The following is a 14,253-nucleotide window of genomic DNA, read 5'->3' as shown; positions in this document are numbered from 1 at the left end:
TTGCGGGGAACGGCCCGGAGGCCGCCCGGCGGGTTCAGGCCTTGGCCTTGTCCCGGGCCTGGTCGCGCAGCACGAATTTCTGGATCTTGCCGGTCGAGGTCTTTGGCAGCTCGGTGAAGATGACCGAGCGCGGCGCCTTGAAATGCGCCATGTGGTCCCGGCAGAAGGCGATGACCTCTTCCGCGGTCAGGCTGGCGCCGGGCTTCAGCGTGACGAAGGCGCAGGGCGTCTCGCCCCATTTCTCGTCGGGCTTCGCCACCACCGCCGCTTCGAGGATCGCGGGATGCTTGTAGAGCACGTCCTCGACCTCGACCGAGGAGATGTTCTCGCCGCCCGAGATGATGATGTCCTTGGAGCGGTCCTTCAGCTCCACATAGCCGTCCGGGTGCATCACGCCCAGGTCGCCGGAGGCGAACCAGCCCCCCTTGAAGCTCTTGGCGGTGGAGGACGGGTTCTTCAGGTAGCCCTTCATCACGTTGTTGCCGCGCATGAAGATCTCGCCCAGCGTCTGGCCGTCCGAGGGGACCGGCTCCAGCGTGTCGGGATCGGCCACCATCAGCCCGTCGAGCGCGACGTTGCGCACGCCCTGGCGCGCCTTCAGCTTGGCCTTGGCCTCGCCCGACAGCCCGTCCCATTCGTCGCCCTTCCAGGCGCAGACCACCGACGGCCCGTAGGTCTCGGTCAGGCCGTAGACATGGGTGACCTCTACGCCCATCGCCTCCATCTTCTCGATCACGGCGGCGGGCGGGCTGGCGCCGGCGGTCATGACCTTCACCTCGTGGGAGAAGTCCTTCAGCTCGTCGGGGGCGTTGGCCAGCAGGTTCAGCACGATCGGCGCGCCGCAGAAATGGGTGACCTTCTCGTCGCGGATCAGCTGGTAGATCTTGTCGGCCCGCACCGCGCGGAGGCAGACGCAGACCCCGGCATTGGCGGCGATGGTCCAGGGGAAGCACCAGCCGTTGCAATGGAACATCGGCAGCGTCCAGAGATAGCGCGAATGCTGCGCCATGCCCCAGGTGACGATGTTCGACATGGCGTTCAGATGCGCGCCGCGATGGTGGTAGACCACGCCCTTCGGGTCGCCGGTGGTGCCCGAGGTGTAGTTCAGGCTTATCGCGTCCCATTCGTCCGCGGGCAGGTCCCAGGCGAAATCGGGATCGCCCTCCTCCAGCAGCGCGCCATAGGTCAGGCTGCCGATCGGGCTGCCGCCTTCGTAGGTGGCGTCCTCGATGTCAATCACCAGCAGGTCGGCGTAATGCCCGGTCATCCGCACCGCGCGGCCGACCACCTCGGAGAATTCCGGATCGACGATCACCGCCTTGGCCTCGCCGTGGTTGAGGATGAAGGCGATCGCCTCGGCGTCGAGGCGGGTGTTGATCGTGTTCAGCACCGCGCCCGACATGGGGATGCCGAAATGCGCCTCGAACATCTCGGGGATGTTCGCCGCGACGACAGCCACCGTGTCGCCCTTGCCGATGCCCCGCGCGGCAAGCGCCGAGGCCAGGCGGCGGCAGCGGGCATAGGTCTCGGACCACGTGCGCCGGACCTCGCCATAGCTCACCGCCAGGTTGTCGGGATAGATGTCCGCGGTCCGCGCCAGGAAGCTCAGCGGCGACAAGGCCGCGTAATTCGCCCCGGTCTTGTCCAGACCCGACTCGTAGATGTTGACTCCTCCCGCCCCAGACATCTGACCACCTCCCCGCAGAAATTCTGATTGTCCAATCTGTGGCGCGGCGATGTTTCCCAAGATTTGCGCAAAGCTTACGAATTGTAACGGGGTCTTCGCGGGCGGCGAAAATGTCCTAGACTAGGCCGACCCGGGGGAAGAGGGGCGATGCACCACGCGACAGAAGCCGATACCAGCGCCGACGAACTGTTCCAGGCAGGGCTGGACCATATCGACCAGGGCATCACGATCTTCGACCGCAACCTGCGCCTCGTGGGCTGGAACAAGCGGTTCATCGACCTGCTGGGCTTTCCCGAGGACCTCGCCTATCCCGGCGCGCCCTTCGAGATCTTCATACGGCACAATGCGGAACGCGGCGAATACGGACCCGGCGACCCGGAGGAACAGACCAGGTTCCGCGTCGAGCGCGCCCGCCTCTTCGAGCCGCACCTTTTCGAGCGGCCCCGCCCCGACGGCCGCATCCTGCGCGTCGAGGGCGTGCCGATGACGACCGGCGGATTCGTCACCGTCTATACCGACATCACCAACGAGAAGAGCCGCGAGGAGGTGCAGGAGCGGCTGATCCGCGAGCGCACCGCGGCGCTTCGCCTCAGCGAGGAGCGGCTGCGGCTGATCGCCGACAACGTGCCCGCCGGCATCGCGCAGGTCGACCGCGACATGCGCATCCGCTTCGCCAACATCCGCTTCGCCCGGGCCTACGGGCTGACCCCGGTCGAGATCCTCGGGCTGACCTGCGACGACATCCTGAAATCCGAGACGCTGGATTTCTCGCGGCCGTTCTTCGAGCAGGCCCGCCAGGGCATCCCGGTCGATTACGAGATGACCGTCACCCTGCCCTCGGGCCGCGTGATCGACATCCGCACCTTCCTGCGCCCGGACCGTCCGGGCGACGGCACGCCCTGCGGCTTCTACCTGCTGTCGGTCGACATCACCCGGCTGAAGAAGGCGACCGCCGCGGCCCTGCAGGCGCAGAAGATGGACGCGCTGGGGCAGCTGAGCTCGGGCATCGCGCATGATTTCAACAACCTGCTGACGGTGATCATCGGCAATCTCGTGCCGCTCTGCGACCGGCTGGGCGACAGCGAGATCACCCGCGAACTGGCGCAGCCCGCGCTTGCCGCCGCCCGGCGGGGCGCGAATTTCACCCGGCGGCTGCTGGCGGTGGCGCGGCGGCAGGCGCTGCAGCCCTCGGCGGTCGATGTCGAGGATGCGATCGGCCAGCTGGTGAAGCTGCTGCGCCCGTCGCTGCCCGACAACATCGAGATCTCCACCCGGCTGCGAGGCGGCTCGAAACCGGCCTTCGTCGATCCGGGGCAGCTGGAGATGGCGCTGCTCAACCTCGCGATCAATGCCCGCGACGCGCTGAAGGAGGGCGGCCGGATCGAGCTGGCCACCATGCTGCAGACGCTGGGTGCCGCCGAGGCCGAGGCGATGAAGCTGAAGCCCGGCGATTACGTGCGCATCTCGGTCTCCGATGACGGGCCGGGAATGCCGCCGGAAACCGCGGCGCGCGCCTTCGAGCCGTTCTTCTCGACCAAGACCGACGGCGGCGGCTCGGGGCTGGGCCTTGCCATGGTCTACGGCTTCGTCCGCCAGTCCGAGGGCGCGATCCAGCTCGACACCGCCGAAGGCTACGGCACGCGCTTCGACATCTTCCTGCCGGCGGTCTGCGCCTCCGTCCTGCCCGTGCCGGAGGAGGAGGACGGCATCGTGCTGACCGGCGAGGCGCCCGGGCTGGCGCTGCTCGTGGAGGACAACCCGGACGTGCGCCGGGTGATCCGCCGCCAGCTGGCCGAGCTCGGCTATCCGATCATCGAGGCCGGCACCGCGGAGGAGGCCGAGGAGACGCTGGACGCGGTCTCGGACATCCACCTGGTCGTCACCGACGTCGCGATGCCCGGCGCGACCGACGGGCGCGAACTGGCACGGCGGCTGCGCGCCGCCCGGCCGGAGATTGCCGTCGTCGTCATGACCGGGCATAGCGAGGTGCCCTCGACCGAGACCGGCGCGGCGGCGATTCCGTTCCTGAGGAAGCCCTTCGAACGCCCCGCCCTTGCCGCCGCCATCGCCGCCGAGGCCAACCGCATTGCCTGCCTGGAGGAAAAGGCCTGATGGCGCAGCTCGTGTTCCTGCTCGAAGATGACAGCGACGTCGCCACCGTGCTGCGCCGCTCTCTCGAAGAGCACGGCTTCGAGGTCGAACGCTTCGCCCGCCGCGCCGACATCGTCGCCCGGCTGTCGCGCGTCCGCCCCGATGTCTGCCTCGTCGACCTGGGCCTGCCCGACGGCGACGGGCTCAGCGTGGTCGGCCACCTGATGCGCGATCTGGCCATCCCGACGATCATCGTCTCGGGCCGCGGCGAGGTGACGGACCGCGTCGTCGGGCTGGAGCTCGGCGCCGACGACTACCTCGTCAAGCCGGTGGAGCCGCGCGAGCTTGTCGCCCGCGTGCGTTCGCTGCTGCGCCGCGCCACGGTCGCGCAAGCCCCGGACCGCTCGCGCGAGGTCGCGCGCTTCGACGGCTGGACCGCCGATTTCGGCGCCTGCACCCTGACCGATCCCGAGGGCAAGGCGGTATCGCTCTCGGCGGCCGAGGCCTCGCTGCTGCGCGCCTTCGCCAATGCCGCCGGCCGGGTGCTGAGCCGACGCTTCCTGCTGGACATCGAGGGCCCTTCGGACCTTGAGACCTTCGACCGCGCCATGGATGTGCGGATCTCGCGGCTGCGCCGCAAGCTCGGGGACGACCCGAAGAAACCGCGCGCGATCAAGACGGTATACGGCGCGGGCTATGTCTTCACGCCGCGCGTCGAGTGGGTGCAGGGCGCCCCGAGCGAGGCACCCTGACGCGGGTCGCAAGTATTTGATCGAAACAGTCGGGTTTCTTCTGTACTCTCCGGGACATTCTCCCTAGAGATCGCGACAGAAGGAGCCAGCCACCGCCACGCTCTGTGATTGTCCCAAGCATTCCAGGAGCCTGCCGATGGAATCCCGTCCCTTCATGGCCGCGTTCGGCCTTGCCGCAATCGTCGCCTCTGCCGCCGCTGCCGACCCGCTGACCGTGGACACCGCGCGCGGCCCGGCCGAGCTGGAGGGCCGCCCCGCCACGATCGCCGCCTATGACACCGCTGCCATCGACACGCTCCAAGCGCTCGGCGTGAAGATCGCGGGCGCGCCCGATCCCCTGCTGGTGCCCTACCTGCAGGACGTGGTCGCGGAGTCGACCGGCGTCGGCACGCTGTTCGAGCCGGACCTGGAGAAACTGGCGCAGCTCGCCCCCGACCTGATCATCGTCGGCGGCCGCTCCGCTGCGCAGCTCGAGTCGGTTGCGCGCGTCGCCCCGGCGATCGACATGACCATCCCGACCGAGGACATGGTCGCCACCGCGCTGCAGCGGATCGACACCTATGGCGCACTCACCGGGCACGAGGCCGAGGCCGCCGCGCTGGAGGCCGAGATCCAGTCCAAGCTGGAGGCCGCCGAGGCCGCCGTCGCGGGCAAGGGCAACGGGCTGATCATCCTCACCAACGGTCCGAAGGTCTCGGCCTATGGCGCGGGCTCGCGCTTCGGCTGGATCCACGATGCCGTCGGCCTTCCGCAGGCGCGCGAGGGCCTGTCGACCCAGACCCATGGCGAGGCGGTCTCCTTCGAATTCATCGCCGAAGTGAACCCCGACTGGCTGCTGGTCGTCGACCGCGGCGCGGCGATCGGCGCCGAGGGCGAAAGCGCGGCGCAGACGCTGGACAATGCGCTGGTGCGCGAGACCAAGGCATGGAAGAACGGCCATGTCGTCTATCTGGATCCGGCGCGCATGTATATCGCGGGCGGCGGCGCGCAGGCCCTGACCGGCGTGCTCGACCAGATCACGGAAGCCTTTTCCGCCTCCGACAGCTGACACGACAGTCTCCAGCCTGACGCCATGAGCCGCCCCCTGCTCCTGACCTGCCTCGCCCTCGCGGGGCTCGTCGCCGCCTCGCTCTGCGTCGGCGCGGCTTCGGTCTCGCCGCTGCAGCTGTTCAGCGACCCCGAGGGGGTGAAGCTGCTGCTGCTGAGCCGCCTTCCCCGCACCGCCGCGGCAATGCTGTCGGGCGCCTCGATGGCGGTGGCGGGCGTGATCATGCAGCTTCTGGTGCGCAACCGCTTCGTCGAGCCGGGCACCACCGGCACGGTCGAAGCGGCGATGATGGGACTGCTGGCCGTCACCATGCTGGCCCCCGGCACGCCGATCCTCGGCAAGATGGGCATCTCCGCCGCCGCCGCGCTGATCGGCATGGCAGGGTTCCTGGCGCTGATCCGCCGCCTGCCCCCCGAAGAGCCGCTGATGGTGCCGCTGGTCGGCATCATCTACAGCGGCATCATCGGCGCCGGCACGACCTTTGCCGCCTACCAGGCCGACCTGCTGCAATATCTGGGCACCTGGATGAACGGCGAGTTCTCGGGCGTGCTGGCCGGGCGCTACGAACTGCTCTGGCTCGCGGGTCTCGTCGCCGGGCTCGCCTATCTCTACGCCGACCGCTTCACCATTGCCGGGCTGGGCGAGACCGCCAGCATCGGGCTGGGGCTGAACTATGCCCAGACGCTGTGGATCGGCATGGTCACAGTTTCCGTCGTCACCGCCATGGTCGTGGTCACGGTGGGCGCGGTGCCCTTCGTCGGGCTGGTCGTGCCGAACATCGTGGCACGGATCATGGGCGACAACCTGCGCGCCTCGCTGCCCGTGATGGCCGGGATGGGTGCTGGGCTGGTGCTCGCCTCCGACGTGCTGGGCCGGATCATCCGCTTTCCCTACGAAATTCCCGCCGGGACGATCTTCGGCGCGGTCGGCGCCGCGGTGTTCCTCTGGCTCCTGCTGGGACCGAAGCCCCGTGTCCGATAGACGCCTGATCGCCCTGGGCCTCGCCCTGATCGCCGCCTGCGCCTTCTTCCTGTTCTGGGGGCTGAAAGGTCCCGCAGGCTTCATCCTTGAGCTGCGCGCCGTCAAGCTTGCATCACTTCTGCTGGTCGGCGCCGCGGTCGGCGTCTCCACGGTCGTGTTCCAGACCGTGACCGGCAACCGCATCCTGACGCCCTCGATCATGGGCTTCGACTCGCTCTTCCTGCTGGTGCAGAGCCTGATGGTGCTGACCATGGGGGGCTTGGGCTACGCGATGACGGGCGGCCCGGCGAAGTTCCTGCTCGACACCGCGCTGATGATGGCGGCCTCGCTGGCGCTGTTTTCGCTGCTGATGGGGCGCGGGCGGGGCGACCTGCACCGGATGATCCTCGTCGGCGTGATCTTCGGCCTGTTCTTCCGCTCGATGACCGCCTTCGTGCTGCGGCTGATCGATCCCAGCGAATTCGCCGTGGTCCAGCAGGTGATGTTCGCCAGCTTCGGCGCGGTTGACACGACCCAGCTGGCGATGGCCGCAGCGCTGTTCGTGCCGGTCTTCGCCCTCCTGTGGCGCCTGGCGCCGTCGCTCGACATCGTGGCGCTGGGGCGCGACAGCGCGGTCGGGCTGGGGCTGCGCCACGACCGGCTGGCGACCGTCCTCCTGCTGCTCGTCTCGGCGCTGGTCGCGGTCTCCACCGCGCTGGTCGGTCCGGTCAGCTTCCTCGGCCTTCTCGTCGCCGCGCTGGCCCACCAGCTGATGCAGACGCCGTGCCATGCGCTGCTGCTGCCCGCTGCCGCAATGATCGCCGGACTGGTGCTGGTGATCGGCCAGGGCGTGTTCGAACGTGTCCTCGGCCTGCAATCCACCCTCGCCGTGATCATCGAATTCTTCGGCGGGCTTCTCTTCCTCTATCTCGTGCTCGGAGGCCGCCGCAGATGATCGCCGTCCGCAATCTCAGCCACCGGATCGGCGGGGCGCCGATCCTGACCGACCTGACGCTCGACCTGCCGAAGGGCGGGATCACCGCCATCATCGGGCCGAACGGCGCGGGAAAATCGACGCTGATGGGGCTGATGGCAAGGCTGCTGCCGATCCAGGAGGGACAGGTCGAGGTCGACGGGCATTGCGTGGCCCGGACCAAGACCGAGGCGCTGGCCAAGCGGCTGGCAATCGTCACCCAGCGGGTCGGCGTGGCCAGCCGCCTGCGGGTCGGCGACCTGGTGGGCTTCGGCCGCTGGCCGCATCACCATGGCCGCCCGCGGCCGGAGGACCATGCGGCAGTGGAGCGCGCGCTCGAAGCCTTCGACCTTCTGGAGCTGCGCGGCCGCTTCCTCGACGAGCTGTCGGGCGGGCAGAACCAGCGCGCCTTCATCGCGATGGGGCTGGCGCAGGAAACCGACTGGCTGCTGCTCGACGAGCCGCTGAACAATCTCGACATGTACCATGCCCGCGCGCTGATGGCGCGGATCCACGGGCTCAGCCGCGCGGGCGTGCGCTCGGTGGTGATGGTGGTGCACGACATCAACTATGCCGCCGCCTGGGCGGACCATGTCGTGGCGCTTAAGGACGGGAAGCTGGATTTCCAGGGCGCGCCGCGCGAAGTGCTGACCTCTGCGCGGCTGTCGGAGCTCTTCGGGATGAAGATCGGCGTCGAGGAGATCGCCGGCCGGCCGACCGTGCTGCACCACGCCTGAAGCGGGGAGAGGGATGCTCCCTCCCCGGCCCCTCCCCCGCGCGGGCCGCGGGCTCAGCGCATCCTGAGCAGGACGTCGGTCTTCCACCAGAAATGGTGCACCAGCGCCGCGGCGACATGCAGGACGACCAGCGCCATCAGCGCATTGGTCAGGAGTTCGTGGATCTCCGCCGCGAAGCCCGCCTGGCCGAACCAGGCGACGAGCCCGGTGAGCGGCAGGATGAAGAGCAGCGCATAGATCGCGGCATGGGCGATCTTCGAGCCGAGCTTGGCCAGGTCCGGCTCTTCCGCCGGTTCGGGCGGCGTGCCGTGGGTCAGGCGCAGCGCGATCCGCCAGGCGGCCAGCGCCAGCGTCAGCACGCCGATGCCCAGATGCATCGCCGGGGTCAGCGTGTAGGTCGCCGTGCCGGTGTCCATCAGCTGGTGGAAGGGGCGGCCCATGCCGTCGAAGAGGAAGTACTGCGCGGCGAGCAGAACCACCACGGCCCAGTGCAGGGCCTTCTGCATGTTGCTGAAGCTCGGGGCTTCCTTGAAGAAATCCATTGTCCGGTCTCCGGGTCTGTCCTTGGAACAAGTCCTGAACGCAGATGGGCCCGGCTTCCGTCGCGTTTCAATGCGGTAGATCGGGACCCCGACAATTCTCCGGAAAAAGTGTCCGGCCGCCCGCCGCGGCGCGGCCGGACCGGGCTTCAGCCGAAGCGGGCCGAAATGGTGCCGAGCGGACCGAAATCGGCCAGCACCGCGTCACCGGCGCGCACCGGCACCGGACGGGTGAAGCCGCCGCCCAGCACCAGGTCTCCGGCCTTCAGCCCCTCGCCCGCCGCGGCGAGCCGTCCGGCCAGCCAGGCGAGACCGGCCAGCGGATCCCCCCCGAGCGCGGCGGAAACGCCAGTTTCCTCGACCGTGCCGTTCTTCGACAGGACGGCGGCGATCCAGCGCAGGTCGACTTCCGCCGCGGACAGCGGCGTGCCGCCGGTGACGACGGCGCCCAGACCGGCATTGTCGGACACGGTGTCGATGATCGTCGCGGGCTGTTCGGTGCGGCTGTCGGTGATTTCCAGCGCGGCGCCGACGGTGGCGATGGCCGCAAGGACCGCGTCGCGGGCGACCTCGGGACCGGACAGATCGGCGCCCAGGGTGAACACCAGCTCGGCGGAGACCTGCGGCAGCGCGAAGGTCCCCTTGCCGAATTCCGCGCCGTCGGCGAACAGCGCATCCTGGAAGATCACGCCGCAATCCGGGCCCGCCACCCTGGCGGCGGCCTGCATCGGCCGCGTGGCAAGGCCGATCTTGCGGCCCGCGATCCGCGCGCCGTCGCCGAGGCGCAGCTGCGTCCAGCGGGCCTGGATGTCATAGGCGTCTTCCATGGTCATGCCCGGGAAGATGCGCGAGGGCGCGACGCAGGTGTCGCGGGATTTCCCGGCATCCCAGATGGCCTCTGCGGCGGCCTGGCGGTCGTCTTCGGTCAGCACGTGTCATGTCCTTCCGGCTCTGCCCGCGCCGGGATGGCGCAGGCCCCGCCCTGTCCAAGCACGTGCCGCGCCAGCGGCGGCTCAGCTGCCGAGGGCCAGCACCGCGGCGGCCAGGTCCTCGGCCGAGAGGCCCACGGACTTGAAGACGGTGCGCTCCGCGGGGCTGGTCCGGCCGGGATGGGTGCCGCGGATCAGCTCGGGCAGGTCGGCCCGGATGTGGTCTTCGCCGAAGGCGCCTTCCGCGATCGGCTGGGCCAGATCGCCGGCCAGCAGCGCGCCGGGACGGCCGTCGACGAAGAGCGACGCCTGCGAGATCGCGGCAGTGTCGCTTTCGCGCATGTCGGCCTTGAAGGCACCGATCAGGTCGAGATGGCTGCCCTCGGAGAGCCATTCGCCCAGCACCAGCGGCACGGTGGAGGCGGTCACGCAGCTGACCGTGCCGGCCGCACGCACCCCTGCCTCCAGATCGGTGCAGACCTTCGCCGGAAGCCCGTTTTCCGCCAGCGCGGCGGCAATGGCGGCGGCTTTCTCCGGGCTGCGGCCCCAGATGGAGATGTCGTCATAGGGGCGGACGGCGGAATGCGCCTCGGCCACGCCCATGGCAAGCTGGCCGGTGCCGACGACCAGCAGGCGCTGCGCGTCCTCTCGGGCGAGATAGCGGGCGGCCAGCGCCGAGGCGGCGGCCGTGCGGCGGGAGGTCAGCGCGTCGCCTTCCAGGACCGCGCGCATCTGGCCGGTCGCGCCGTCGAACATCAGGTAGCCGGCATTGATCGTCGGCAGGCCCTTCCCGGCATTGCCCGGAAAGAAGGTCACGACCTTCACCCCCGCCGCGCGGCCGCCCTCCCAGGCGGGCATCAGCAGGAGCGACGCCTCGGTCCCGTCGGGCATCTTCATCTGGTGGACATGGCGCGGGGGCGCCTCGACCGCGCCGCGGCCCAGCACCTCGGCCAGCGCGCCGATCAATGCGCCCCAGTCCAGCCGCTCCGACAGGTCGTCGTGATCGAGAAATTCCATGGCGCCATCCCCTTCTGCCGCTTTCCGGCGGAGAGTAGCGCAGAACCCGCGGGACCTCTGCTCCGGTCCCGCGGGCGCATCGTCGCGGCCCGGGATGCTGGTTCCGGGCCGCGGCAATGTCACTTGGCTGTCTTGGCTTCGACCATCTTCGTCGCGCCGGAGAGCTGGCCCAGATGGGTCCCGGCCGTGACCTTCGGCTCGTTGATGCGGCTGCCTTCGGTCTTCTGCTCGCCGATCTCGAGAACCTCGTCGAGATCTTCCGGAGCAATGAACAGGATGCCGGTATCGTCGGCCAGGACCGCATAGCCCGGCAGGGCCGCCGCCCCGCCGATGGAGACCGGCACGTTGAAGCCGCCGCCGGTGTTGTAGAGTCGCGTGGTGACCGGGGACGGTCCGCGCGACCACATCGGGAACTGCTGCTCCTCGATCTCCAGCGTGTCGGTATGCGGGCCGTCGACGCAGCCGCCGTCAAGGCCGATCATCGCCGCCATCCGGGTCACGCCGCCGCCCCAGCAGGCGTATTTCGTGTCGCCCAGGCGGTCGACCGCCAGGAAGTAGCCCGGGCCGCAATCGCTGAGGCAGTGGTGCAGCAGCGTGGAGTCGAGCCCGGGGATCGCCAGGGTGGTCAGGGTCGAGGCAATGGTCTTGCCGCGCAGCACCGGCTGGATCGCCGGGGAGGCGAAGCCGAAATGGTAGAAATGGCCGATCGTGGCGGTTTCGAGCTTGGCCAGCCGGTCGAGCTTCTCCTGCGGGATCTTCGGCGGCATCGGGTTGAGCTTGTAGACAAGGTTGCTCACGGGGAACTCCGTTCTCAGTTGGATTGCGGACCGAGGATCAGGTCCGGCAGGAAGGTGACCACGCCGGGGACGTAGGTCAGCAGGATCAGCACCGCGAAGAGCGGCAGCAGGAAGGGAAGCACCGCCATCGTCACCTTCTCGAAGCGGACGCGGCCGACCTCGGAGACGATGTAGAGACCGATGCCCATCGGCGGGGTGGCGATCCCGATCAGCAGGCCGAGCTGGATGATGATGCCGAAATGCACCCGGTCGATGCCGTAGGCGTCGATCACTGGCAGCAGCGTCGGCACGAGGATCAGCTTGGCGGGCACCCCCTCGACGACGCAGCCGACGAGGATGATGAAGACCAGCAGCAGCGCAAGGAACACGTTCTTGTTGTCGGTCAGCGCGAAGGTCGCCTCGGCGAGCTTCTGCGGGGCCTGGTCGATGGCCAGGAGCCAGCCCATCGCGATCGAGAAGGCGATGATGATCATGATGACGGCGGTCATCATCGCGCTGTCGGATAGCGCGTCGAGGAACTTGCGGAAGGTCAGTTCCTTGTACCAGACGCCGAGTCCGATGCAGTAGATGCAGGCCAGCACGCCCGCCTCGGTGGCGGTGACGAAGCCGAACATGATGCTGCCCAGGATGATCGCCGGGGCGACCAGCGCGAGGAAGCCGTGCCGCGCGGTGCCCGCCACTTCGCGCACGGTGGCGCGCGGCTGGGTCGGGAAGTCGCGGAACTGCGCCACCATCCGGACATAGAGCATCAGCGCGAGGCCGACGACGATGCCGGGGACGAGACCGGCGAGGAACATCCGCTCGATCGACTGCTGGGCGAGGAAGGCATAGAGCACCAGCCCGATGGAGGGCGGGATCAGCGGGCCGATGACCGAGGAGGCCACGGTGACGGCGGCGGCGAAATCGCCCTTGTAGCCGGCTTCGCGCATCGCCTTGATCTCGATCGCGCCGAGACCGGCGCAGTCGGCGACGGCGGCGCCCGAGATGCCCGCGAAGATCATCGACGACAGGATGTTCACCTGGGCGAGGCCCGCGCGCAGATGGCCGACGAGAGAGTTGGCGAAGGCGAAGATGCGCTCGGTCACGCCGGTGACGTTCATCAGGTTGCCGGCCATGATGAAGAAGGGCACGGCGGTCAGCGAGGCCTTGTTCACGCCTTCGAGCATCTGCTGCGGGATGATCTGCAGCACGCCGGAGAAATCCGAGGTCAGGAAGGTCACCAGCGTCGAGACGCCGATGGCGATGGAGATCGGCACGCGCAGCAGGATCAGCGACAGGAAGGAGCCGAAGAGGATATAGGCCATGTCAGGTCTCCGGGTGATGCTCGGTGAGGTTTTCCGGCAGGCCTGCGAACATCTTGCCCATGTCGATCAGGGCGGAGATGCAGATCAGGAAGGCGGAGACGAAGAGCGGGATCGACAGCGCCTGTCGCGGCAGTTCCTCGCCGTCGGGGAAGATCGCCCCGTCGACCACGCCCGAGGAGGTGGCGAGCACGGTGGGGAAGAGCTTCAGCAGCACCGCGCAGAGCGCCAGCGCGCAGACATCCGACAGCAGCCGCGTCGCCGGGTAGCCCCAGCGGCCCAGATGGTTGGCGAGGAAGTCGATGCGCACGTCCTTCAGCCGCGCGACGACGGCGAAGAAACCGAAGAAGCTGAGCCAGACGAAGAACACCATCGTCCAGGGCCAGATCCAGTAGGCCGAAAACCCGAAGGGGCGGCCGACAATCGTTACGGTGGTCAGGGCCAGCATCACGATGAGGCAGGCATTGGCGATCCACATGAACACGCCGCCCAGGCCCCAGTTCAGCCGGTCCGCGATGAGGAGGGCTGCCTGCAGCCCTCCCTTCGGAGAAATCTCGCGGAAGGCGATCATTCGGTACGCGCCGCCTCGACCGCTTCCATGTAGCCTTCGGGCAGTTCGCCGGAGGCCGCCATCTCGTCGTAGAACGGCTTCATCGCCTCGACGAAGGGCGCGGTGTCGAGCTCCACGTAGGTGGCGCCCTCGTCGGTCATCCGCTCGATGCTTTCGTCGGCGACCTTGAACATCAGATCCTGGCTGTATCCGCCGGCCTCGTTATAGGCCTTCAGCAGCCCAGCCTTCACGTCCTCGTCGAGCGCGTCATAGGCCTTGAGGTTCATCATGAAGCCGATCGACTGCCAGTATTCGTCGTGGCGCGCGATATAGGGGGCGACCTCGTTGAAGCGCATCGACTCGACCAGCGCGATCGGCGAGTTCACGGCCTGCACGATGTTCTTCTGGATCGACTGGTAGACCTCGGTCCAGGGCAGCGTGATCACTTCGGCGCCCAGATGCGACCAGGACGCGATGGCCAGCTTGTCGGGATGCATGCGCAGTTTCAGGCCCTGGACGTCCTCCAGGCTGTTGACCGGCTTGTTCGACACCATCACGCGGAACGGGCCGCGCAGCACGGCGGTGGGATCGCCCAGCGGACCGACGCCGGAGATCTCGGCGGCCTTCTCGAACCAGCCTTTCACCAGGTCGGAGCCCATGAAGCGCTGCCAGTGGGCGTAGTCGTCGAAGACGAAGGCCGGGGAGATCCAGCTAAGCTCCGGCGCCCATTTGCGCATGTAGCCGAAGCCCTCGGCGTAGATGTTGACGACGCCCGCCTGCATCTGCTCGAGGACGGCGTCCTCCTTGCCCAGCTGCTCGTTCGGGAAGACCTGGATGGTCAGCTTGCCATCGGTGTACTCGTCGGTCAGCTC

General features: G+C 68.5%; 14 protein-coding genes. 6 read left to right on the top strand and 8 right to left on the bottom strand.

Annotation, left to right across the window (positions count from 1 at the left end; all coding sequences use genetic code 11):
* Positions 1–34: 34 nt before the first annotated feature.
* Complete coding sequence (locus tag HCC78_RS02770; protein WP_172327212.1) at positions 35–1,687, bottom strand: acyl-CoA synthetase; 1,653 nt, start codon at positions 1,685–1,687, stop codon at positions 35–37.
* Between the two features lie 147 nt (positions 1,688–1,834).
* On the opposite strand from HCC78_RS02770, the gene HCC78_RS02765 reads away from it, so the two are divergent.
* The 6 genes from HCC78_RS02765 to HCC78_RS02740 all read left to right on the top strand — a co-directional run bounded on the left by HCC78_RS02765 (position 1,835) and on the right by HCC78_RS02740 (position 8,248).
* The gene (locus HCC78_RS02765) at positions 1,835–3,799 is read left to right on the top strand and encodes a PAS-domain containing protein (RefSeq protein WP_172327211.1); all 1,965 of its coding nucleotides are present in this window, start codon (positions 1,835–1,837) and stop codon (positions 3,797–3,799) included.
* On the top strand, positions 3,799–4,530 hold the full coding sequence (locus HCC78_RS02760) for a response regulator transcription factor (protein WP_172327210.1): 732 nt from the start codon (positions 3,799–3,801) through the stop codon (positions 4,528–4,530). The genes HCC78_RS02765 and HCC78_RS02760 overlap by 1 nt, the downstream gene beginning before the upstream one ends.
* A gap of 136 nt (positions 4,531–4,666) precedes the next feature.
* Positions 4,667–5,578: a siderophore ABC transporter substrate-binding protein gene (locus HCC78_RS02755; RefSeq protein ID WP_371743767.1), complete on the top strand. Its 912-nt coding sequence runs from the start codon at positions 4,667–4,669 to the stop codon at positions 5,576–5,578.
* A 24-nt stretch (positions 5,579–5,602) separates the two neighbouring features.
* Positions 5,603–6,559, top strand: coding sequence for an ABC transporter permease (locus HCC78_RS02750; RefSeq protein ID WP_172327209.1), 957 nt, complete (start codon positions 5,603–5,605; stop codon positions 6,557–6,559).
* On the top strand, positions 6,549–7,493 hold the full coding sequence (locus HCC78_RS02745; RefSeq protein ID WP_172327208.1) for an iron chelate uptake ABC transporter family permease subunit: 945 nt from the start codon (positions 6,549–6,551) through the stop codon (positions 7,491–7,493). The genes HCC78_RS02750 and HCC78_RS02745 overlap by 11 nt, the downstream gene beginning before the upstream one ends.
* Positions 7,490–8,248: an ABC transporter ATP-binding protein gene (locus tag HCC78_RS02740; RefSeq protein ID WP_172327207.1), complete on the top strand. Its 759-nt coding sequence runs from the start codon at positions 7,490–7,492 to the stop codon at positions 8,246–8,248. Before HCC78_RS02745 ends, HCC78_RS02740 begins: the two co-directional genes overlap by 4 nt.
* 53 nt (positions 8,249–8,301) lie before the next feature.
* Here the strand turns inward: HCC78_RS02740 and HCC78_RS02735 are convergent, their stop codons facing one another.
* From HCC78_RS02735 to HCC78_RS02705, 7 genes are all read right to left on the bottom strand, one after another.
* Positions 8,302–8,790, bottom strand: a complete 489-nt coding sequence (locus HCC78_RS02735; protein WP_172327206.1) for a cytochrome b — start codon at positions 8,788–8,790, stop codon at positions 8,302–8,304.
* Between the two features lie 146 nt (positions 8,791–8,936).
* Complete coding sequence (locus tag HCC78_RS02730; RefSeq protein WP_172327205.1) at positions 8,937–9,719, bottom strand: 2-keto-4-pentenoate hydratase; 783 nt, start codon at positions 9,717–9,719, stop codon at positions 8,937–8,939.
* An 81-nt stretch (positions 9,720–9,800) separates the two neighbouring features.
* The gene (locus HCC78_RS02725) at positions 9,801–10,733 is read right to left on the bottom strand and encodes an ornithine cyclodeaminase family protein (protein WP_172327204.1); all 933 of its coding nucleotides are present in this window, start codon (positions 10,731–10,733) and stop codon (positions 9,801–9,803) included.
* A 119-nt stretch (positions 10,734–10,852) separates the two neighbouring features.
* The gene (locus HCC78_RS02720) at positions 10,853–11,530 is read right to left on the bottom strand and encodes an RraA family protein (protein WP_172327203.1); all 678 of its coding nucleotides are present in this window, start codon (positions 11,528–11,530) and stop codon (positions 10,853–10,855) included.
* Between the two features lie 14 nt (positions 11,531–11,544).
* A complete protein-coding gene (locus HCC78_RS02715) occupies positions 11,545–12,834 on the bottom strand; it encodes a TRAP transporter large permease (protein ID WP_172327202.1) in 1,290 nt (429 codons plus the stop codon).
* 1 nt (position 12,835) lies between these two features.
* Positions 12,836–13,402, bottom strand: coding sequence for a TRAP transporter small permease (locus HCC78_RS02710; protein WP_172327201.1), 567 nt, complete (start codon positions 13,400–13,402; stop codon positions 12,836–12,838).
* Positions 13,399–14,253 (bottom strand): TRAP transporter substrate-binding protein (locus tag HCC78_RS02705; protein ID WP_172327200.1); only part of this gene is annotated, 855 nt, incomplete at its 5' end. The genes HCC78_RS02705 and HCC78_RS02710, both read right to left, overlap by 4 nt.

Origin of the sequence: Mangrovicoccus sp. HB161399, assembly GCF_013184745.1 — a bacterium.
Lineage (GTDB): Bacteria > Pseudomonadota > Alphaproteobacteria > Rhodobacterales > Rhodobacteraceae > Mangrovicoccus.
This window is presented reverse-complemented; position numbering and strand designations above follow the sequence as displayed.

Coding starts and splice junctions, on each gene's coding strand:
- HCC78_RS02715 (WP_172327202.1), bottom strand. CDS start 12,834: ATGGCCTATATCCTCTTCGGCTCCTTCCTGTCGCTGATCCTGCTGCGC.
- HCC78_RS02710 (WP_172327201.1), bottom strand. CDS start 13,402: ATGATCGCCTTCCGCGAGATTTCTCCGAAGGGAGGGCTGCAGGCAGCC.
- HCC78_RS02750 (WP_172327209.1), top strand. CDS start 5,603: ATGAGCCGCCCCCTGCTCCTGACCTGCCTCGCCCTCGCGGGGCTCGTC.
- HCC78_RS02735 (WP_172327206.1), bottom strand. CDS start 8,790: ATGGATTTCTTCAAGGAAGCCCCGAGCTTCAGCAACATGCAGAAGGCC.
- HCC78_RS02765 (WP_172327211.1), top strand. CDS start 1,835: ATGCACCACGCGACAGAAGCCGATACCAGCGCCGACGAACTGTTCCAG.
- HCC78_RS02740 (WP_172327207.1), top strand. CDS start 7,490: ATGATCGCCGTCCGCAATCTCAGCCACCGGATCGGCGGGGCGCCGATC.
- HCC78_RS02770 (WP_172327212.1), bottom strand. CDS start 1,687: ATGTCTGGGGCGGGAGGAGTCAACATCTACGAGTCGGGTCTGGACAAG.
- HCC78_RS02725 (WP_172327204.1), bottom strand. CDS start 10,733: ATGGAATTTCTCGATCACGACGACCTGTCGGAGCGGCTGGACTGGGGC.
- HCC78_RS02755 (WP_371743767.1), top strand. CDS start 4,667: ATGGAATCCCGTCCCTTCATGGCCGCGTTCGGCCTTGCCGCAATCGTC.
- HCC78_RS02760 (WP_172327210.1), top strand. CDS start 3,799: ATGGCGCAGCTCGTGTTCCTGCTCGAAGATGACAGCGACGTCGCCACC.